At 64.9% G+C, this 20,190-nt stretch carries 14 protein-coding genes and 1 pseudogene; 10 read left to right on the top strand and 5 right to left on the bottom strand.

Going from position 1 to position 20,190, the window contains the following annotated elements:
* Positions 1–83 precede the first annotated feature (83 nt).
* The 3 genes from topA (at position 84) to SD196_RS18810 (ending at position 3,633) form a co-directional block, all read left to right on the top strand.
* The gene (gene topA, locus SD196_RS18820) at positions 84–2,690 is read left to right on the top strand and encodes a type I DNA topoisomerase (protein WP_343572742.1); all 2,607 of its coding nucleotides are present in this window, start codon (positions 84–86) and stop codon (positions 2,688–2,690) included.
* A gap of 68 nt (positions 2,691–2,758) precedes the next feature.
* Complete coding sequence (locus SD196_RS18815) at positions 2,759–3,280, top strand: DUF6586 family protein (RefSeq protein ID WP_370599787.1); 522 nt, start codon at positions 2,759–2,761, stop codon at positions 3,278–3,280.
* A gap of 113 nt (positions 3,281–3,393) precedes the next feature.
* Complete coding sequence (locus SD196_RS18810) at positions 3,394–3,633, top strand: hypothetical protein (protein WP_275611000.1); 240 nt, start codon at positions 3,394–3,396, stop codon at positions 3,631–3,633.
* 42 nt (positions 3,634–3,675) lie between these two features.
* Here SD196_RS18810 and sulA read toward each other — a convergent pair whose 3' ends face one another.
* On the bottom strand, positions 3,676–4,149 hold the full coding sequence (sulA, locus tag SD196_RS18805) for an SOS-induced cell division inhibitor SulA (RefSeq protein ID WP_275611001.1): 474 nt from the start codon (positions 4,147–4,149) through the stop codon (positions 3,676–3,678).
* Positions 4,150–4,162: 13 nt separating this feature from the next.
* On the bottom strand, positions 4,163–4,777 hold the full coding sequence (lexA, locus tag SD196_RS18800) for a transcriptional repressor LexA (RefSeq protein ID WP_331319887.1): 615 nt from the start codon (positions 4,775–4,777) through the stop codon (positions 4,163–4,165).
* Positions 4,778–5,029: 252 nt separating this feature from the next.
* On the opposite strand from lexA, the gene SD196_RS18795 reads away from it, so the two are divergent.
* Genes SD196_RS18795 through SD196_RS18780 form a run of 4 tightly spaced genes read left to right on the top strand, consistent with a single transcriptional unit; the run spans position 5,030 to position 8,076 of the window.
* Positions 5,030–5,740 carry a TetR/AcrR family transcriptional regulator gene (locus SD196_RS18795; protein WP_275611003.1) on the top strand — a complete coding sequence of 237 codons (711 nt, stop codon included), beginning with the start codon at positions 5,030–5,032 and terminating at the stop codon, positions 5,738–5,740.
* Between the two features lie 56 nt (positions 5,741–5,796).
* The gene (locus tag SD196_RS18790; protein ID WP_416310544.1) at positions 5,797–6,321 is read left to right on the top strand and encodes a L,D-transpeptidase family protein; all 525 of its coding nucleotides are present in this window, start codon (positions 5,797–5,799) and stop codon (positions 6,319–6,321) included.
* Between the two features lie 9 nt (positions 6,322–6,330).
* On the top strand, positions 6,331–7,329 hold the full coding sequence (nagZ, locus tag SD196_RS18785) for a beta-N-acetylhexosaminidase (RefSeq protein ID WP_416310543.1): 999 nt from the start codon (positions 6,331–6,333) through the stop codon (positions 7,327–7,329).
* A gap of 9 nt (positions 7,330–7,338) precedes the next feature.
* Positions 7,339–8,076, top strand: coding sequence for an S-methyl-5'-thioinosine phosphorylase (locus SD196_RS18780; RefSeq protein WP_416310542.1), 738 nt, complete (start codon positions 7,339–7,341; stop codon positions 8,074–8,076).
* Positions 8,077–8,352: 276 nt separating this feature from the next.
* Here the strand turns inward: SD196_RS18780 and SD196_RS18775 are convergent, their stop codons facing one another.
* Genes SD196_RS18775 through mfd form a run of 3 tightly spaced genes read right to left on the bottom strand, consistent with a single transcriptional unit; the run spans position 8,353 to position 15,791 of the window.
* On the bottom strand, positions 8,353–11,634 hold the full coding sequence (locus SD196_RS18775) for an SNF2-related protein (protein WP_416310541.1): 3,282 nt from the start codon (positions 11,632–11,634) through the stop codon (positions 8,353–8,355).
* A gap of 20 nt (positions 11,635–11,654) precedes the next feature.
* A complete protein-coding gene (locus SD196_RS18770) occupies positions 11,655–12,314 on the bottom strand; it encodes a CsiV family protein (RefSeq protein ID WP_416310540.1) in 660 nt (219 codons plus the stop codon).
* A gap of 12 nt (positions 12,315–12,326) precedes the next feature.
* On the bottom strand, positions 12,327–15,791 hold the full coding sequence (gene mfd, locus SD196_RS18765; RefSeq protein WP_331319882.1) for a transcription-repair coupling factor: 3,465 nt from the start codon (positions 15,789–15,791) through the stop codon (positions 12,327–12,329).
* 140 nt (positions 15,792–15,931) lie between these two features.
* Here mfd and SD196_RS18760 point away from each other — a divergent pair, with 140 nt between their 5' ends.
* The 3 genes and pseudogenes from SD196_RS18760 to SD196_RS18750 all read left to right on the top strand — a co-directional run bounded on the left by SD196_RS18760 (position 15,932) and on the right by SD196_RS18750 (position 20,038).
* Positions 15,932–17,395 carry a glyceraldehyde-3-phosphate dehydrogenase gene (locus tag SD196_RS18760; RefSeq protein WP_275611010.1) on the top strand — a complete coding sequence of 488 codons (1,464 nt, stop codon included), beginning with the start codon at positions 15,932–15,934 and terminating at the stop codon, positions 17,393–17,395.
* 107 nt (positions 17,396–17,502) lie between these two features.
* Positions 17,503–18,973 (top strand): annotated as a pseudogene (locus SD196_RS18755) (amino acid permease).
* A 48-nt stretch (positions 18,974–19,021) separates the two neighbouring features.
* Entirely contained in the window at positions 19,022–20,038 is a 1,017-nt protein-coding gene (locus SD196_RS18750) for an FAD:protein FMN transferase (protein WP_416311755.1), read from the top strand.
* The last annotated feature ends 152 nt before the right edge of the window (positions 20,039–20,190 follow it).

Below are 20,190 nucleotides of genomic sequence, written 5' to 3'. Positions count from 1 at the left end.
GACCGCCACTATATATAGCGGTGCCGCTCCAAGCGCCTCCCTCCTTATTAATTCATCTTTTCGACGCAGGAATCTTCCGATCCATGGGTAAATCGCTGGTCATCGTGGAATCACCGGCCAAGGCCAAGACCATCAACAAGTACCTGGGCAACCAGTACGTGGTGAAGTCGAGCATCGGCCATATCCGCGACCTGCCCACCAGCGGCTCTTCCGCTTCGAAGGAGCCTGCGGCCAAAGGACGCAAGACCGCTGCCGAGGCACCGGCCCTGTCGCCAAAGGAGAAGGCCAAGCGCCAGCTCTTCACCCGCATGGGCGTCGACCCGGAGCACGGCTGGAAGGCCAAGTACGAGATCCTGCCCGGCAAGGAAAAGGTGATCGAGGAACTGCGCCGCCTGGCCAAGGATGCCGACACCATCTATCTCGCAACCGACTTGGACCGCGAAGGGGAGGCCATTGCCTGGCACCTGCGCGAGGCTATCGGCGGCGACGACTCGCGCTACAAGCGCGTGGTCTTCAACGAAATCACCAAGAAGGCCATCCAGGAGGCCTTCTCCCAGCCCGGCGAGCTGGACATCAACCGCGTGAATGCCCAGCAGGCGCGCCGCTTCCTCGACCGCGTGGTGGGCTACATGGTCTCGCCGCTGCTGTGGGCCAAGATCGCCCGTGGCCTGTCCGCTGGCCGCGTGCAATCCGTCGCCGTGAAGCTGGTGGTGGAGCGCGAGCGCGAGATCCGCGCCTTCGTCCCCGAGGAATACTGGGAAGTGCATGCCGACCTCGGCACGCCGAAGAACGACAAGGTCCGCTTCGAAGTGGTGCGCGAGAAGGGCGAAGCCTTCAAGCCGCTGAACGAGGCCCAGGCCATGGCCGCCCTGGAGAAGCTCAAGGCGTCCAGCTACAGCGTCTCCAAGCGCGAGGACAAGCCGACCTCCAGCAAGCCCTCGGCGCCGTTCATCACCTCCACCCTGCAGCAGGCCGCGAGCAACCGCCTGGGCTTCGGGGTGAAGAAGACCATGATGATGGCCCAGCGTCTCTACGAGGCGGGCTACATCACCTATATGCGTACCGACTCGACCAACCTGTCGGCCGACGCCATCGACATGGTGCGCGGCTTCATCGACAGCGAGTTCGGCAAGAAATACCTGCCGGCCAAGCCGAACTTCTACTCCAGCAAGGAAGGCGCCCAGGAAGCGCACGAAGCGATTCGTCCTTCCGACGTCAACCTGCGTCCGACCCAGCTGTCGGGCATGGAGCGCGATGCCGAGCGCTTGTACGACCTGATCTGGCGCCAGTTCGTGGCCTGCCAGATGCCGCCGGCCGAATACCTGTCCACCACCGTCAGCGTCGCCGCCGGTGACTTCGAGCTGCGCGCCAAGGGCCGCATCCTCAAGTTTGACGGTTACACCAAGGTGCTGCCGCAGCAGAGCAAGCCGGGCGAGGACGATGTCCTGCCGGAGATGAACCAGGGCGAGGCCATGAAGCTGCTCAAGCTCGATCCGAGCCAGCACTTCACCAAACCGCCGGCGCGCTTCTCCGAAGCCAGCCTGGTCAAGGAGCTGGAAAAGCGCGGCATCGGCCGTCCGTCCACCTACGCGGCGATCATCTCCACCATCCAGGAGCGCGGCTACGTCACCACCCACAACCGCCGCTTCTACGCGGAAAAGATGGGCGACATCGTCACCGACCGCCTCAACGAGAGCTTCTCCAACCTGATGGACTACGGCTTCACCGCCGGCATGGAAGAGCACCTCGATGACGTGGCCCAGGGCGAGCGCGACTGGAAACACCTGCTGGACGAGTTCTATGGCGACTTCCGCAAGAAGCTCGACCTGGCCGAAGCCGCCAACGACGGCATGCGCGCCAACCAGCCGACCCTGACCGACATCCCCTGCCGTGAGTGCGGTCGGCCAATGATGATCCGTACCGCCTCCACCGGCGTGTTCCTCGGCTGCTCGGGCTACAGCCTGCCGCCGAAAGAGCGCTGCAAGGCCACGATCAACCTGATTCCGGGCGATGAAATCGCCGCGGATGACGAAGGCGAATCCGAATCCCGTGTACTGCGTGGCAAGCACCGCTGCCCGATCTGCAGCACCGCGATGGACGCCTACCTGGTCGACGAGAAGCGCAAGCTGCATATCTGCGGCAACAACCCGGATTGCGCCGGCTACGAAATCGAAGAAGGCCAGTACCGCATCAAGGGCTACGAAGGTCCGAGCCTGGAATGCGACAAGTGCGGCAGCGAGATGCAGCTCAAGACCGGCCGCTTCGGCAAGTTCTTCGGCTGCACCAACCCGACCTGCAAGAACACCCGCAAGCTGCTGAAGAACGGCGAGCCTGCGCCGCCGAAGATGGACGCCATCCGCATGCCGGAGCTCAAGTGCGAGAAGGTGGACGACATCTACGTGCTGCGTGACGGCGCTTCCGGCCTGTTCCTGGCCGCCAGCCAGTTCCCGAAGAACCGCGAGACCCGCGCTCCGCTGGTCAGCGAGCTGGTGCCGCACAAGGACGAGCTGGACCCGAAGTACCACTTCCTGCTCGCCGCTCCGGCGAAAGACCCGGATGGCCGCCCGGCGGTAATCCGCTTCAGCCGCAAGACCAAGGAGCAGTACGTACAGTCCGAGGTCGAAGGCAAGCCCACCGGCTGGCGTGCGTTCTTCGACGGCGGCAAGTGGAAGGTCGAAGACAAGCGCTGATGGAAGGCGCGCCCCGCTGAGGCGGGGCGTGCTTATACTGCCGACGTGTAATGCAGGAGGGCCTGGCCATGGCGAACGAACTCTATACCCGCACCAACCAGAAGCTGTTCTTCGCCGGCCTCGCCCTGGAAGCCTGGCGCAATGCCGAAGCGGCGCGCGCGATGAACGCCCAGGCGCGTATCCAGGCCGAGCGCGAAGCGGCGCTGTTTCACCTTTACGGTGCGGTTCTGGGCGTGGCCCATGAGATTGCCGGCTACTACCGCTTGCCCCAGGCCGGTGCGCCGCGCGTCGAGATGCTCCTGAACGCCGAAGTGCTGGCCGCCGCCCCGAGCCCGGAGCTGGCGGAAATGGTCGAGCTGGCGCAATCGCCGGAAGCTTGGCTGGGTCGCCTGCTGGCTGCCTACGCCGCCTTGTTCCAGCCGCCGAGCGAGCCGAAAAAAGCCAAGGTCGATCCGACCCAGCCGCTGATCCAGGCGGTGAATGTCGATGAAGAGGCACCGGTCGAACTGGGCAACGAAGAGCTCGAAGCCTGGCGCAAATCCCTGAAAGAGCTGGTGCTGCGCTTCCGCGCATCGCTGACCGAGCTCTGATTGGTGCTCTGATACGCAGAGCTGCGACCGTCCGGTCGGCTGGCGGAATGTTGCGCTAGGGTGTAGCGAATGTGACTGTTACACTACGGGTTCTGCTGTGGAGAACCTTCGCTATGCCAACCTCATTTCTGGAAATCGTAGAGCTGCCTGACGGGCGTATCGTGCTGCGTCGCGCGGATGATGAGGAGTCGCTGGTGACCCTGGAATTCTCCGCTGACGCCAAAGGGTTCCTGCAGGGTCAGCACATCGAAATCGCCAAGGCGATGTTCAATGTCGGCGTGCAGATGGCCGGCCGTCTCGCCGAAGGTGGCGACATGAGCATGGACGACGAAGGTCCGCGCGTTCTTCACTAAGGCTCGTTCCGGCTTCGCGGCGTTCGCGGCGAAGCCTCTCCCTCATCCCAGACGAATATTCAGACTCTGCGCTTGACCGGCAACGGCGGCGCGGGACAGTTGCGTGCGCGCCTTGGCGTTGAGATTCAGCCAGCTCACTACCGTATGACTGTTGCCCAGGCGCAGCGCTTCGCAGGCCAGGGCTTGGGCGGCTGCCTGGTCGCGCGCCGGCAGCAGCAGGATGCGCTCGCGGTTCAGGCCGGCCTTGCGCAGCCAGTCCGGGGTCAGGCTGGAGGGCGGGGCGATCAGCGTCAGCCAGCGGGAATCGCTTTCCTCGCTCAACTCGCGGAGCATCGGCGCCAGCAGCGTCAGGCACTGGCCGGGGAGGCCGCGCAGGGCGATCTCGCTGAAGGCGCTCTCGTCGTCGGCGGGTTCGTCTTCCATCAGCTCCGGAAGCAAAGGAGCAGTACCGCTCGCCCAGAGTGCTTCCTGGAACAGCGGGAGTTGCGGCAGGTTCAGCGGCTGCGGGTACTGCATGGATATCTCCTGTTCAGCGACGGATCACGCCGACGCTCAAGCCTTCGATGACCAGTTCCTGTTCCTTGAGGTCGACTTCGATGGGGGCGAACTCGGGGTTCTCGGCGATCAGCCAGACCTTGCTGCCTTCGCGCTTGAAGCGCTTTACCGTGACTTCCTCGCCGAGGCGGGCGACCACGATCTGGCCGTTGCGCGCTTCGCGGGTGACGTGCACGGCGAGCAGGTCGCCGTCGAGGATGCCGACGTCCTTCATGCTTTGCCCGCGTACGCGCAGCAGGTAGTCGGCCGGCGGGTTGAAGAAGGTGGGGTTGATGCGGCAGGTGTCGTCGACGTTCTGCTCGGCGAGGATCGGAGCGCCGGCGGCGACGCGACCGATGATCGGCAGTTCGTCTTCGTTGGCGGCGGCCTTGGGTTCGAAGCCGGGGATGCGGATGCCGCGGGAGGCACCCGGGGTCATCTCGATCGCGCCTTTACGGGCGAGGGCTTTGAGATGCTCCTCGGCGGCGTTGGGCGATTTGAAGCCGAGCTCCTGGGCGATTTCCGCGCGGGTGGGCGGATAGCCGTTGTCTTCCAGGCAGCGTTTGATGAAAGCGAGAATCTCGGCTTGGCGCGGCGTCAGCTTCAGCATGTCCATACTCTGGCTTTTTATACAGTGACTGGAATTATATACAGTGAAGGCGCCCTGGCAATGACTAATTTCGCACGGCTGTCGGCGTAGCGGTCGAGGATGTAACCTGTGCGGGCTGGCAAGCGTCTTGCTGAAATTGAAGTCACCTCGTCGCATTGCCCATGTTTTTGTTAACAATCGGTCGCACTTTGCTTGACAATGCGCGAGGCTGAAACGTATGTTTCAAACAAGTGTTTGTCAGGCGGAGTAGCCATGGCCCAGTCGGAAACCGTCGAACGCATCCTGGATGCTGCGGAACAGCTGTTCGCGGAGAAAGGCTTCGCTGAGACTTCTTTGCGTCTGATCACCAGCAAGGCGGGGGTGAACCTCGCGGCGGTGAACTATCACTTCGGCTCGAAGAAGGCGCTGATCCAGGCGGTCTTCTCGCGCTTCCTCGGCCCGTTCTGCATGAGTCTCGAAAAGGAGCTGGACCGCCGCCAGGCCAAGCCTGATGCGCCGCGCGCCACCCTGGAAGAGCTGCTGGAGCTGCTGGTCGTCCAGGCCATGGCAGTGAAGCCGCGCAGCGGCAATGACCTGTCCATCTTCATGCGCCTGCTCGGTCTGGCTTTCAGTCAGAGCCAGGGCCACCTGCGCAAATACCTCGAAGAAGTCTACGGCAAGGTATTCCGTCGCTACATGCTGTTGGTGCACGAAGCCGCTCCGCGTCTGCCGCCGCTGGAGCTGTTCTGGCGTGTGCACTTCATGCTGGGTACCGCGGTATTCAGCATGTCCGGTATCAAGGCGCTGCGCGCCATGGCCGAGAACGACTTCGGCGTGAATACCTCCATCGAGCAGGTGATGCGCCTGATGGTGCCGTTCCTGGCCGCCGGGATGCGCGCCGACAGCGGTGTCAGCGATCCTTCGCTGGCGGGTGCGCAGCTCAAGCCGCGTAACAAGTCGAGCGCCGCACCAGCCAAGGTCTGAACGACGCCCGGCATCGCGCTGGGCGGTGCAGGCCTGATCGGCTAAAGTAGCCAGCCATGGCTGACCTCGATCTCCTCCATATTTCCCTGTCCGATCAGATGCTCTACGGCTTTGCCGGGGAGCAGCTGCGCGTGCGCCTGCCGATCTCCACGGCGGCCAATGGTGCAGGCGAGCGGAGCGGCTCCGGTTGCACGCCGCGTGGCCTGCACCAGGTTCGCGCGCGTATCGGCGACGGCCTGCCCAGGGGCGCGGTGCTCAAGGGCCGGCGCTGGACCGGCGAGGTCTGGAGCCCGGCGCTGCACGATGAGTTTCCCGGCCGCGACTGGATTCTTACGCGCATCCTCTGGCTCAGCGGATGCGAGGCGGGGCGTAACCGGATGGGCGAGGTCGATACCTTCCGCCGTTACATCTACCTGCACGGCACGCCTGACTGTGAGCCCATGGGCGTGCCGCTGTCCCATGGCTGTATCCGCCTGCGCAATGACGATCTGCTGGAACTCTTTCCCCGGGTTCCCCTCCATTGCCGGGTCCGTATCGAAGAGGCCGCCTGCCCGCAGTGGCAAGCGGCACAGGTTAATTAAGGAATGCACATGCAAGGCTCCCTGATGCTCGACATCGGCGGTACCTGGCTCACCGCCGAGGACCGCCAGATCCTGCGCCACCCGGAAGTGGGTGGGCTGATCATCTTCGCCCGCAACATCGAATCGCCGCGCCAGGTTCGCGAGCTGATGGCGGCCATCCGCGCGGTGCGCCCCGACCTGCTGCTGGCGGTGGACCAGGAGGGTGGCCGCGTGCAGCGCCTGCGCCAGGGTTTCCTGCGTCTGCCGGCGATGCGCGCCATTGCTGATAACGCCAATGCCGAGCGACTGGCCGAGCAGTGCGGCTGGCTGATGGCGACCGAGGTGCTGGCGGTAGGGCTGGACCTGAGCTTTGCCCCGGTGCTGGACCTGGACCACCAGCGCAGCGCCGTGGTCGGCAGCCGCGCCTTCGAGGGCAACCCGGAGCGCGCGGTCGCGCTGGCCGGCGCCTTCATTCGCGGCATGCACGCCGCCGGCATGGCCGCCACCGGCAAGCACTTCCCCGGTCACGGCTGGGCGGAAGTGGATTCCCACGTGGGCATCCCGGAAGACGAGCGCACGCTGGAGCAGATCCGCGCGGTGGACCTGGTGCCGTTCCAGCGCCTGTCCGGCGAGCTGGATGCCCTGATGCCGGCCCACGTGATCTACCCGCAGGTCGATCCGAACCCCGCTGGCTTCTCCCGTCGCTGGCTGCAGGAGATCCTGCGCGGCGAACTGGGCTTCGACGGGGTGATCTTCAGCGACGACCTGTCGATGGCCGGTGCCCATGTGGTGGGCGACGCCGCCAATCGTATCGAGGCCGCGCTGAGCGCTGGCTGCGACATGGGCCTGGTGTGCAACGACCGCGCTTCCGCCGAACTCGCCCTGAGCGCCCTGCAGCGCCTGAAGGTGACTGCGCCGCAGCGTCTGCAACGCATGCGTGCCAAGGCCTGGCCGGGCACCGAATACAAGCAGCTGCCGCGCTGGCAGCAGGCCGTCGGCGAACTGCGCGCCGCACAATTGATCGACTAAGGATTTGCCATGACTGTCTACGCCATCATCGGCGGCACCGGCCTGACCCAATTGGAAGGCCTGACTCTGAAGGACTCCACCGCACTGGATACCCCCTACGGCGAGCCCTCGGCAGCCATCCAGCGCGGTGAATTCGCCGGCCGTGAGGTGCTGTTCCTGGCTCGCCACGGCCATCCGCATCGCTTCCCGCCGCATCAGGTGAACTACCGCGCCAACCTCTGGGCGTTGCAGCAGGCCGGCGCCGAGGCGGTGCTGGCGGTCAATGCGGTGGGCGGTATCCATGCGGCCATGGGCAGTGGCCATCTCTGCGTGCCGCACCAGATCGTCGATTACACCTGGGGGCGCGAGCACACCTACTTCGCCGGTGATATCGACCATGTCACCCACATCGATTTCAGCCATCCCTATGACGAGCCGCTGCGCCAGAAGCTGATCGCCGCGCTGCAGACGCTGGGCTATCCGCACAGCAGCCATGGCGTCTATGCGGCGACCCAGGGGCCGCGCCTGGAAACCGTGGCGGAGATCGCCAAACTGGAGCGCGACGGTTGCGATATCGTCGGCATGACCGGTATGCCTGAAGCCGCGCTGGCCCGCGAGCTGGAACTGCCCTATGCCTGCCTGTCGCTGGTGGTGAACCCGGCGGCCGGCAAGTCCAGCGGGATCATCACCATGGCCGAGATCGAGCAGGCGCTGCACGAAGGCATCGGCAAGGTGCGTGAGGTGCTGGGGCGCGTGTTGGTGAGCTGACGATCGGGCTTTAGCGGACAAGGGCTGGACGCCGCCGTCGCTTCTACGAGATCAAAAGCCCCTCACCCTAACCCTCTCCCGCAAGCGGGAGAGGGGACTGTTCATAGTGAAGCGTCGCTCGTGCGTTCGCTGGAAACGGAAGTGTCCCGGGCGTAGGGCGTATAACGTTCGACGTTATACGCCGATTGGCCTTGCTGCCAGAGCACTCAGAGTTCGGCCCAGGCGCCTATGGTGGGACAAGGCGTAACGGCGTACAACCGCGAACGGTTGTACGCCCTACGGTTTCGGCAAGGGGGCGAAGAGCGCGTCGATATCGCTCTCCTGCAATTGCAGGCCGGTGTTCTTGCCATCTTCCAGTACGCCGGCGGCCAGTGCTGCCTTGCGTGCCTGCAGTTGCTGGATCTTTTCTTCCAGGGTGCCGCGGGCGATCAGCTTGTAGACGAACACCGGCTTGTCCTGACCGATGCGGTAGGCGCGGTCGGTGGCCTGCTGTTCCACGGCCGGGTTCCACCAGGGGTCGTAGTGGATCACGGTGTCGGCGGCGGTGAGGTTCAGGCCGGTGCCGCCAGCCTTCAGGCTGATCAGGAATAGCGGTACGCGGCCTTCCTGAAACTCCTTCACCGGTGCGCGACGATCGCGGGTCTCGCCGGTGAGGAGGGCGTAAGAAATGTTCCGCGCCTGCAACTGCGCCTGGATCAGTTCGAGCATCGAGGTGAACTGCGAGAAGAGCAGGACACGACGTCCTTCGGCGAGGAGTTCGTCGAGCATCTCCAGCAGGGCACTCAGCTTGCCCGAATGGGCCGCTGGCACGTCCGGCTGCAACAGGCGCGGGTCGCAGCAGACCTGGCGCAGCTTGAGCAGGGCGTCGAGCACGACGATCTGACTGCTCGCCAGCCCCTTCCGGCGTATTTCCTCGCGGACCTTGCGGTCCATGGCCAGGCGCACGGTCTCGTAGAGGTCGCGTTGACGTTCGTCGAGCTCCACCCGGTGGGTGATCTCGCTCTTGGGCGGCAGTTCGGTGGCGACCTGGTCCTTGCGGCGGCGCAGCAGGAAGGGCTTGATGCGCGCGTTCAGGTGCGCCAGGCGCTGGCTGTCGCCGGCCTTTTCGATGGGGTGGCGGTACAGGCGCGCAAAATGGCGCGCATCGCCCAGCCAGCCCGGCATCACCAGGTTGAACAGCGACCACAGTTCGCCAAGGTGGTTTTCCAGTGGCGTGCCGGTCAGGCACAGGCGTTGCCGGGCATCGAGGCGGGCGGCGGCCTGGGCTGATTTGCTGCTGGCATTCTTCAGGTATTGCGCCTCGTCGAACACCACCAGATGCAGCGGTTGCGCGGACAGCGCCTCGATGTCCCGGGGGAGCAGGGCATAGGTGCTGAGCAACAGGTCGTATTGCGCGAGGTCATCGAAGTGCTGGTGGCGTTCGCTGCCATGCAGGGTGAGTACGCGCAGCTCCGGGGCGAAGCGGGCGATTTCGTCCTGCCAGTTGGCCACCAGGCTGGTGGGCATCAGTACCAGGGCGGGACGGTCCAGGCGTCCGGCGCGTTTTTCCGTGAGAAGGTGGGCCAGCACCTGCAGGGTCTTGCCCAGCCCCATGTCGTCGCCAAGGATTCCGCCCAGCTCCAGTTCGCGCAGCGCCTGCATCCAGGCGAGGCCTTGCAACTGGTAGGGACGCAATTCCGCCTGCAGGCCGTCCGGCGCCGCGCAGGGTTGCTGGTGATAATCCCGCAGGCGCCGGGCGAGGCGCAGCAGGTGCTCTCCGCCTTGCCAGCGCAGCGGGTGCTTGTCGAGCTGGGTCAGCAGGCTGGCATCGGTGTTGGGGATTTGCAGGCGAGTACCGTCACGCTGCAGATTGCTCAGCAGCAGTCCTTGCAGCAACTGGAGCATGGCTCGCACGCGGGCTACGGGCAGGTTCACGGTCAGCGGCTTGCCATCCGCCTGGCGCCGGGCGTCGAGGCGGATGGGGAGTTCGGCGTCGTCAGCACCGTTGCGCAGTACGGGCGGACTTTTCCGGATCAGCTCCAGGAGTGGGTGCAGCAAGCTGACCTGCTGGCCGTCGACCACGATCCCCAGCTCCAGGTCGAACCAGGCGTGGCCGGGCTGTTCTTCGATCTGGACGTACCAGTCCTCGACTTCGCTGAAGTCGAAGGGGAAGTCCGGGGCGATTTCGATCACCCAGCCTTGAGCGCGAAGACTTGGTAGTTGCTGGACGATGGGTCCCCACTGCGCGTTGTCGGTGGGCCGGTAGCATTCGTAGCGGTCCTCCAGCTCGTAGGGCGTGGAGGACTTGTCGAGTTTCTTCAGGCCCAGCTTCTGCAGTGTCTTGCGCAGCACCTGCTCCGCCTTGGGTTGCCGCTCGATGACGACGAAGGTGTCGTCTTCCAGATAGCGAATTGGCTGGCCGCTGCGCACAGGGCCATGGACCTGGTGCTTGCCATAAGCGAAGACCAGGCAGGCCTGGTGCTCATCTTCGTCGCCGTAGATCCTGTCGTGCACGGTGTTCAGCCGCAGGTGCGGCACGGGCTGGATCTCCAGTTGGCGCTCCTGACTGGCGACGGGTAGCGGTGCCTGGGGCGCCAGGGCTTTCAGTTGCAGGCTGAAGAGCGTGGCCTCGTGTGGCGGGATTGGCGGCGCGCTTGCCAAGTAGCTGGCCAGGGCATCCGGCAGGTCGTGGCGTAGGGGGCCGGCGCGCAAGAGCTGTCGATCGACGTACCAGGGCGGTGTCAGCTGGGTCAGCAGCTGCGGTTTTGGGGTTGCATCGGTCTCCCAACTGACGGTGAAGTGTCCATCGTCACGGGGATGCCAGGCGAGCCGGGCGGGCAGTTCCGCACCCAGTTGCAGTTGGCTGGAAGGGTTTTCGAGTTCCAGGATCAGTTGGCCGCCGCGCAGGATCATCTCCAACAGTTCGCTGCCATCCTGGCCGAGCAACGTCACTTCATTGTGGTGCGGCTGTACGCCCGCAACGCCCAGGGCGCGAAGCAGGATGCGCTGGTCCTGCTCGGTGACGCCTCGGCCCAGGGCAAAGGCGATCGATACGATACGTGGATGGCCCAGCAGATGGCCGTTTTCATCGCGCTGTGCGGTATGAATGAAAATCCGGCCGCCTTTGCTCAGCCGGTAATACAGTGGGCCGCCGTAGGGTTTCCGGGGTTCCGGCTGCGCCTTGAGCGCTGCGGGCGCCTGTTTCAGCCAGGTCTCCAGCTCTCGCGACAAGCGGCTGGCTGGCGGCTGGGCAGGTTTGGCGATGGGCTTGGGTGTGATATCCGCGCTGGCGGCTTGTTCGTCCAGTAGATGCAGCAACAGGGCGACACAATGCTTGCAGTCGAAGCCGACCGGACAATCGCACTGGCAATCGACGGTGTCGCCGCTTCTGGAAAGATTGATCCGTTGGCGATAGCGGCGATTTCCGGAACCCTGGCAGAGCCCCTCCAGAGAGCGGTCGGTGAGGCGCAGGACGCTCGCCCGACCTTCCCGGGCATAGGCCTCGCCCCTTACCAGCGTGATCGCCGGGAAGAGGCGGCGCCAGGGGATGCGTTGCAGATGCGCGGCGAACGGGACCATGGCGCGGCCTTTTTCAGGCCTTATTGCTGGCTGGGTTGCGCCGGCGGCGGAGCGTCGAAGCCACCGTCGGCCGGGGCGGCGGGAGCCGGCTGCTGCTGCGCGTCCGGGCCGGTGGGCGCTACGTCTTCCATGCCGGGCGGCGGCGAGGAAGGACGGGCGTTGAGCGGGCTGACCTTGATCAGCATGCCCAGGCTCGGGTGGTCGAGGTAGGTCAGCACGCTGTTCTTCAGGCTGGCTTCCTGGACCATGTGCTGGCTGGCGGCGAGCAGGCCGTCGGCGCTGAACTGGTTGATCCAGAAGTCGGTCTGGGTGTTCACGAAGCGCTGCTGGCTGAGGGTGACGGTGCCTTCCACCGGGAAGTGGCCGTCCTGTTTCTGGCCCTCGGTCAGGGAGATCTTCACCGGATTGGCATCGATCTCCTGGCGCCAGGCCTTGTGCATCAGGACCTGGAAGCCTTCGTTCTGCTTGAGCTTGGCGACCTGTGCGTCCATCGCTGTGGGGCGCGAGCTGTCCGGGCCCGGCGGCTGCGCGCCCTTGGCCCAGTCATCGGGAGCGGGACGGCTGGCGAACACGGCGTCGCCGGATTGCTGGAAGAGAATCAGCTCCACCTGGTAGGGCTCGGCGAAGGCCGCCGGCGAGAGCAGTGCCAGGGACAGCAGCAGGGGTTGGAACAGGCGCATTGCACGGGGTCCTTAGTGAGTCTGTGGCGTGAGGCGCTCGAGCAGCGCTTCCAGCGTGTTGAACCGTTCTTCCGGGCGCTCCATGGGCACCTGGAACTTGAAGAGGGTGGCCCCTTCGAACTTGTAGCGATTGGGCTGGCTCTGGATCATCTTGATCAGCACCAGCGGGTCGACGCAGGTATCGGCGGCGAATTCTACCCGGCCTCCCTGGGGGCCGGCATCTACCTTCACGATGCCGAGCTTTTCCGCCTGCAATTTGAGCAGTGTCAGGCGTATCAGGTTCTTTGCCGGCTCCGGCAGCAGGCCGAAGCGGTCGATCATTTCCACCTGCAACTCGCGCAGGCCGTCTTCGTCGAGGGCGTTGGCGATGCGCTTGTAGAGGATCAGGCGACCGTGGACGTCAGGCAGGTAGTCCTCGGGGATCAGCGCCGGCACCCGCAGGTTGATATCCGGGCCGCCGCCCAGCGGCTGTTCCAGGTTCGGCTGCTCACCCTTGCGGATGGCTTTCACCGCACGTTCGAGCATTTCCATGTAGAGGGTGAAGCCCACCGCCTGGATCTGCCCGCTCTGGCCTTCGCCGAGCAGTTCGCCGGCGCCGCGGATCTCCAGGTCATGGGTGGCCAGCACGAAGCCGGCGCCCAGGTCCTGGGCGTTGGCGATGGCTTCCAGGCGCTTCTCGGCGTCCGGGGTCATCTGCTTGCGCGGCGGGGTGAGCAGGTAGGCGTAGGCCTGGTGGTGGCTGCGGCCAACGCGGCCGCGCAACTGGTGCAACTGGGCCAGGCCGAACTTGTCGGCGCGCTCGATGAGGATGGTGTTGGCGCTGGGCACGTCGATGCCGGTCTCGATGATGGTCGAGGCCACCAGCACGTTGAAGCGCTTGTGGTAGAAGTCGCTCATCACCCGTTCCAGTTCGCGCTCGTGCATCTGCCCATGGCCGATGCCGATGCGCGCCTCCGGGACCAGCTCGGCCAGGTCGCGGGCGCACTTCTCGATGGTTTTCACTTCGTTGTGCAGGAAGTACACCTGGCCGCCGCGCAGCAGTTCGCGCAGCAGGGCTTCCTTGATCACTGACTTCTGTTCTTCCATGACGAAGGTGCGCACGGAGAGGCGGCGCGCCGGCGGCGTGGCGATGATCGACAGGTCGCGCATGCCGGCGACCGCCATGTTCAGCGTGCGTGGGATCGGCGTGGCGGTGAGGGTGAGGATGTCCACCTCGCTGCGCAGGGCCTTGAGCTGCTCCTTCTGGCGCACGCCGAAGCGGTGTTCCTCGTCGATGATGACCAGGCCGAGGTTCTTGAACTTCACGTCGTCCTGCAACAGCTTGTGGGTGCCGATGACGATGTCCACCTTGCCTTCGGCCAGTTGTCCCACCGCACCTTCGACTTCCTTGGCCGACTTGAAGCGGCTCATCACCTCGACCGTCACCGGCCAGTCGGCGAAGCGGTCGCGGAAGCTGTTGTAGTGCTGCTGAGCGAGGAGGGTGGTGGGTACCAGCACGGCGACCTGCTTGCCGCTGTGCACCGCGACGAAGGCCGCGCGCATGGCCACTTCGGTCTTGCCGAAGCCCACGTCGCCGCAGACCAGGCGGTCCATCGGCTTGTCGGCGAGCATGTCGGCAACCACCGCTTCGATGGCGGTCTGCTGGTCCGGGGTTTCCTCGAAGGGGAAGCCGGCGGAGAAGGTGGCGTAGTCCGCTTGCGGGTCCTTGAACGCGTAGCCCTTGCGAGCGGCGCGGCGGGCATAGATGTCGAGCAACTCGGCGGCGACGTCGCGGACCTGTTCGGCCGCCTTGCGCTTGGCCTTCTGCCAGGTTTCCGAGCCCAGCCGGTGCAGCGGCGCCAGGGCGTCGTCGCTGCCGGTGTAGCGGGCGATCAGGTGCAGGCTGGCCACCGGCACGTAGAGCTTGGCCTCGTCGGCGTATTCCAGGGCGAGGAATTCGGCGTGCTGGCCGTCGATCTCCAGGGTGATCAGGCCCATGTAGCGGCCAACGCCGTGGTCGATATGCACTACCGGCGCGCCTTCGCGCAGCTCGGTGAGGTTCTTGATGACGTTCTCGCCGCCGTCGCGGGTCTTCTCGCGGCGGCGGCGCTGCATGACGCGCTGGCCGAAAAGTGGACTCTCGGCGATCAGGGCGATGCCCGGCTGGCCCTTGTCAGCGTCCAGCAGCAGGCCTTCGTCCATTGGCGCGATGGTGATCGCCAGGCGGTCCTTGTGGCTCAGGAAGCCCGGCCAGCCCTCGACCTCCACCGGGCGCAGCTTCAGCCGCGCCAGCAGTTCCAGCAGTACCTCACGGCGGCCGGCGGATTCGGCGGTGAACAGGATGCGCCCGTCGAACTGCTCGATGAATTGGCGCAGGCGGGCCAGCGGCTCGGTGGCTTTCGCTTCGATGGCCAGTTCCGGCAGCGGCTCGGCGGGGAAGCGCTCGCGGCCAACGCCGGAGTCGATCGGCTCGGCGCTGACCACTACGCGCGGCCAGTTCTTCAGGCGGGCGAAGCAGTCTTCCACCGGCAGGAACACTTCAGCCGGCGGCAGCAGCGGGCGCTCCGGGTCGTAACGACGATCCTCGTAGCGGCTGCGCACGTCGGTCCAGAACTGTTCGGCGGCGGTCTCGATGCCCGGCAGGGAGAACACCTGGGTGTCCTGCGGCAGGTAGTCGAACAGGGTCGAAGTCTCGCCATCTTCGAAGAACAGCGGGATGTAGTACTCGATGCCGGCGGGTGTCAGGCCGCTGGCCAGGTCCTGGTAGATCGGGCAGCGGCGGTAGTCGACGTCGAAACGCTCGCGGAAGCGGCCACGGAAACCGGTCACCGCGTCCTTGCGCAGCGGGAACTCGCGGGCCGGCAGCAGGCGGATGCTCTCCACCTTGTCGATGGAGCGCTGGGTTTCCGGGTCGAAGGTGCGCAGGGTCTCGATTTCGTCGTCGAACAGGTCGATGCGGTAGGGCAGCTCGCTGCCCATCGGGTACAGGTCGATCAGCGCGCCGCGTACGGTGAACTCGCCGTGTTCATAGACGGTATCGACGTAGCGGTAGCCGGCGGCCTCGAAGCGGCTGCGCATCTGCTCGACGTCGAGTTTCTGGCCGACATCCAGCACCAGGCTGCTGCCGAGCAGGAACTTGGCCGGCGCCAGGCGGTGCAGGGCGGTGGTGATCGGCACCACCAGCACGCCGCGGCGCAACTCGGGGAGCTGGTAAAGGGTGGCGACGCGCTGGGAAATGATGTCCTGGTGCGGTGAGAACACGTCGTAGGGCAGGGTTTCCCAGTCCGGCAACTGCAGCACCGGCAGGTCCGGAGCGAAGAAGCGCAGCTCTTGCTCCAGGCGCTCGGCGCTCTGGCTGTCGGCGGTCAAGAGCAGGGTGAAACGATTGGCGGACGCTGAGGCTTCGGCAATGGCAAGGCTCAGGGCGGCGCCCGGCAGGTTGCCCCAGGATTGCTTGCCGGCACTGGTCGGCAATGTAGGAATGCGCAGTACGGACACGGGCGTTCGTGGCTCCGGTCGAAGAATTTGACCGGTCGGATTGTAACTATCCCGATTGACGGATGTCAGTCATACGACCGCTGCGGATTGCCGGCGATTGTTCGCGCCGTCATAATGTAGCCCCTTTTTTCTTCTCCTACATGTGGAAGGTATTGCCCGTGACCCAGAAGCCCGACCAGTGTCTCGGTGAGTGGATCGATCGTGAAGCCCTCGCGGAAGCCATGATTCCGCTGATCGGCCAACTCTACCGTAACAACAACGTGGTGACCTCGATCTACGGCCGTGGCCTGATCAACCGTTCGGTGATCGCGATTCTCAAAGCGCACCGTTTCGCCCGTCACCGCCTGGCCGAAGGCGGCCTGTCGGTACACGACACCTTCCCGATCCTCAAGGCGATGAGCGAGCTCAAGCTGGGCGCCGCCTCCGTCGACCTGGGCAAGATGGTTGCCAAGTTCAAGGCCGAAGGTAACGGCCGCAGCATCGAGCAGTTCACCAAGGACGAGCTGGCCGACGTGGTCGGCAAGCAGAACGGCGGCGCCCGCGAAGGCACCGACGTCGTCCTGTACGGCTTCGGCCGCATCGGCCGCCTGCTGGCACGCATCCTCATCGAGAAGACCGGTGGCGGCGACGGCCTGCGCCTGCGCGCCATCGTCGTCCGCAAGGGCGCCGAGAACGACCTGGTCAAGCGCGCCAGCCTGCTGCGTCGTGACTCCGTGCATGGTCCGTTCGATGGCACCATCACCATCGATGAAGAAAACAACACCATCACCGCCAACGGCAACCTGATCCAGGTGATCTACTCCAACGACCCGGCGTCGATCGACTACACCCAGTACGGCATCAAGAACGCCCTGCTGGTCGACAACACCGGCAAGTGGCGTGATGCCGACGGTCTGGGCCAGCACCTGAAGTGCCCGGGCGTCGACCGCGTGATCCTGACCGCTCCGGGCAAGGGTGCGCTGAAGAACATCGTCCATGGCATCAACCATGGCGACATCACCGCTGACGACAAGATCGTTTCCGCCGCTTCCTGCACCACCAACGCCATCGTGCCGGTGCTGAAGGCTGTGAACGACCAGTACGGCATCGTCAACGGCCACGTCGAAACCGTTCACTCGTACACCAACGACCAGAACCTGATCGACAACTTCCACAAGGGCAGCCGCCGCGGCCGCAGCGCTCCGCTGAACATGGTGATCACCGAGACCGGTGCCGCCACCGCCGCCGCCAAGGCCCTGCCGGTTCTGAAGGGCAAGCTGACCGGCAACGCGATCCGCGTTCCGACGCCGAACGTCTCCATGGCGATCCTGAACCTGAACCTGGAGAAGTCCACTACCCGCGAAGAGATCAACGAGTACCTGCGCCAGATGGCCATGCACTCCGACCTGCAGAAGCAGATCGACTTCGTCTCCTCCCAGGAAGTGGTCTCCTCCGACTTCGTCGGTTCCCGCCACGCTGGCGTCGTCGATGCCGAAGCCACCATCTGCAACGACAACCGCGTCGTGCTGTACGTGTGGTACGACAACGAGTTCGGCTACAGCTGCCAGGTCGTCCGCGTGATGGAAGACATGGCTGGCGTGAACCCGCCGGCTTTCCCGCGCTGATTCAGGCGGACTAGAGAAACGGGAGCTCTCGGGCTCCCGTTTTTCGTTAGTGGCACCCCCATACCAACGATAAAACCTGCCAACTCCTGCAACCGGAAAGACTTCAAATGGATGGACATCATCTGCATGAAGGCGAGCTGAAGCGCGGTCTGAAGAACCGCCATATCCAGCTGATCGCCCTTGGCGGCGCCATCGGTACCGGCCTGTTCCTGGGCTCGGCCGGCGTTCTGCAATCGGCCGGGCCGTCGATGATCCTCGGCTACGCCATCGGCGGCTTCATCGCCTTCCTGATCATGCGCCAGCTCGGCGAAATGATCGTCGAGGAGCCCGTTGCCGGCTCCTTCAGCCATTTCGCGCACAAGTACTGGGGTGGTTTCGCCGGCTTCATGTCGGGCTGGAACTACTGGGTGCTGTACATCCTGGTGGGCATGTCGGAGCTGACGGCCGTCGGCAAGTACATCCAGTTCTGGTGGCCGGACTTCCCCACCTGGGCGACGGCGGCGGTGTTCTTCGTGCTGATCAACGCCATCAACCTGTTCAACGTCAAGGCCTTCGGCGAGACCGAGTTCTGGTTCGCGATCATCAAGGTCGTCGCCATCATCGGCATGATCCTGCTCGGCATCTGGCTGCTGGTCAGCGGCACCGGTGGTCCGCAGGCTTCGGTGAGCAACCTGTGGGCCCACGGCGGCTTCTTCCCCAATGGCTGGAAGGGGCTGGTGATGGTCCTGGCGATCATCATGTTCTCCTTCGGTGGCCTTGAGCTGGTGGGCATCACCGCGGCCGAGGCTTCCGAGCCGAAGAAGGTGATCCCCAAGGCGATCAACCAGGTCATCTACCGGATCCTGATCTTCTACATCGGCGCCCTGGCCGTGCTGCTCTCGCTGTACCCCTGGGATGCCCTGCTGCAGAGCATCAGCAGCGCCGGCGACCCCTACAGCGGCAGCCCGTTCGTGAAGGTCTTCTCGCTTCTGGGCAGCGATATCGCGGCCAACATCCTGAACTTCGTGGTGCTCACCGCCGCGTTGTCGGTCTACAACAGCTGCGTGTACTGCAACAGCCGCATGCTCTTCGGCCTGGCCGAGCAGGGCGACGCCCCGCGCGCCTTCGCCAAGGTCGATGACCGTGGCGTGCCGCTGCTGGCCATCGGCGTCTCGGCCTTCATCACCCTGGCCTGCGTGGTGGTCAACTACGTGATCCCGCACCAGGCGCTGGAGCTGCTGATGTCCCTGGTGGTCGCCGCCCTGGTGATCAACTGGGCGATGATCAGCCTGGCCCACATGAAGTTCCGCAAGGCCATGCAGGCCAAGGGCGTGCAGCCGTTCTTCCGCGCGCTGTGGTATCCCTTCGGCAACTGGCTGTGCCTGGCCTTCGTGGTGTTCATTCTCGGCATCATGCTGCAGATCCCGGGCATCGACGTGTCGGTGTACGCGATCCCTGTGTGGATCGTGCTGATGGGGGCCTGCTACCTGTTCAAGCGCAAGTCCCCGGCCCAGGCCAACGCCTGAGTCGGTTGGGAAACGGGAGCTTCGGCTCCCGTTTTCTTTTGGTAATGCACCTTTGCCGGAGCGGAAACAGTAGCGCGGGGTGCTTGCGATAGAATGCCCGGCGCCGCGCGCCTGGCGGCTGATGGAGAAGACCTTGTCCCGTGCGAGCTTGCTGATCGTGCTTCTAGCTGTCTTGAGTGGCTGCGGGCAGTCCGTCGAGCGTTTCGGTGGCCCGACCATGGGCAGCAGCTACACGGTGCAGTACGTACCGACCGGCCAGTCGCCGGATGCTGCGAAGCTCAAGGCCGAGGTCGATGCGATCCTGGCGAGCCTCGACGAGCAGTTCTCCACCTACCGTGACGATTCCGTGGTGTCGCGCTTCAATGCCCAGCCGGCCGGCGCCTGCATGGTACTGCCGGCAGACATGCTGGCCCTCTGGCGCTACGGCGAGGCGCTTTCGCAGCAGAGCGGCGGCGCCTTCGACCTCACCATCGAGCCGCTGATGAACCTCTGGGGCTTCGGCCCGCAGTCGCGCAGCGAGCAGGTGCCAGCGGCCGCCGATCTGGAGCGTGAGCGCGCCCGTGTCGGCCACCAGCATCTGCATCTGCAGGGCGAGCAGTTGTGCAAGGACGTCAATGCGCAGCTGGACTTCGACAGCATCGTCGCCGGCTATGCGGTGGACAAGGTCAGCGCACGCCTGGCGGAGCTGGGACTTACGGATTACCTGGTGGAGGTCACCGGCGAGCTCAAGGCCGTGGGCCACAAGCCGGACGGCACGCCCTGGCGCATCGCCCTGGAAGTACCCAACGGCGAGCGCGAACGGCAGGTGGAGCGCTCGGTGGCGCTGGACGGCTTCGGGCTGTCCACCTCCGGCGACTACCGCAACTATTTCGAGGAAGGTGGGCAGCGCTACTCGCACACCTTCGATGCGCGTAGCGGCGCGCCGGTCAAGCATGCGCTGGCGGCGGTCACGGTGGCCGATGCGCAGGTCCTGAACGCTGATGGTCTGTCGACCCTGCTGATGGTGCTGGGGCCGGAGGAGGGCTATACCTTTGGCGAGCGGCACGGTCTGGCGGCTTTTTTCATCGTGCGCCAGGGCGAGGGGTTCGTTACCCGCGTAACGCCGCGCTTCGAAGCGTTGTTTCCGACGCCTGAATGAAAGCTTCGCCGGGCATGATGGTGTGCCCCCGGTTGGAGACGTAATGGCATGTAGTGGCGGCAAAATTCGCCTACCTGCCGACCAACCGCTAATGTGCAGCCTTTTGCCGCAGGGCTAAGCTGCGCCAATGATTTCGATCCGCCTCGGCGCAT

Source organism: Pseudomonas macauensis (genome assembly GCF_047902425.1).
Lineage (GTDB): Bacteria > Pseudomonadota > Gammaproteobacteria > Pseudomonadales > Pseudomonadaceae > Pseudomonas.
This window is presented reverse-complemented; position numbering and strand designations above follow the sequence as displayed.

Coding starts and splice junctions, on each gene's coding strand:
- SD196_RS18790 (WP_416310544.1), top strand. CDS start 5,797: ATGGCTGACCTCGATCTCCTCCATATTTCCCTGTCCGATCAGATGCTC.
- sulA (WP_275611001.1), bottom strand. CDS start 4,149: ATGCAGTACCCGCAGCCGCTGAACCTGCCGCAACTCCCGCTGTTCCAG.
- topA (WP_343572742.1), top strand. CDS start 84: ATGGGTAAATCGCTGGTCATCGTGGAATCACCGGCCAAGGCCAAGACC.
- SD196_RS18750 (WP_416311755.1), top strand. CDS start 19,022: ATGGAGAAGACCTTGTCCCGTGCGAGCTTGCTGATCGTGCTTCTAGCT.
- SD196_RS18780 (WP_416310542.1), top strand. CDS start 7,339: ATGACTGTCTACGCCATCATCGGCGGCACCGGCCTGACCCAATTGGAA.
- SD196_RS18795 (WP_275611003.1), top strand. CDS start 5,030: ATGGCCCAGTCGGAAACCGTCGAACGCATCCTGGATGCTGCGGAACAG.
- SD196_RS18760 (WP_275611010.1), top strand. CDS start 15,932: ATGTGGAAGGTATTGCCCGTGACCCAGAAGCCCGACCAGTGTCTCGGT.
- SD196_RS18770 (WP_416310540.1), bottom strand. CDS start 12,314: ATGCGCCTGTTCCAACCCCTGCTGCTGTCCCTGGCACTGCTCTCGCCG.
- SD196_RS18775 (WP_416310541.1), bottom strand. CDS start 11,634: ATGGTCCCGTTCGCCGCGCATCTGCAACGCATCCCCTGGCGCCGCCTC.
- lexA (WP_331319887.1), bottom strand. CDS start 4,777: ATGCTGAAGCTGACGCCGCGCCAAGCCGAGATTCTCGCTTTCATCAAA.
- SD196_RS18810 (WP_275611000.1), top strand. CDS start 3,394: ATGCCAACCTCATTTCTGGAAATCGTAGAGCTGCCTGACGGGCGTATC.
- SD196_RS18815 (WP_370599787.1), top strand. CDS start 2,759: ATGGCGAACGAACTCTATACCCGCACCAACCAGAAGCTGTTCTTCGCC.
- nagZ (WP_416310543.1), top strand. CDS start 6,331: ATGCAAGGCTCCCTGATGCTCGACATCGGCGGTACCTGGCTCACCGCC.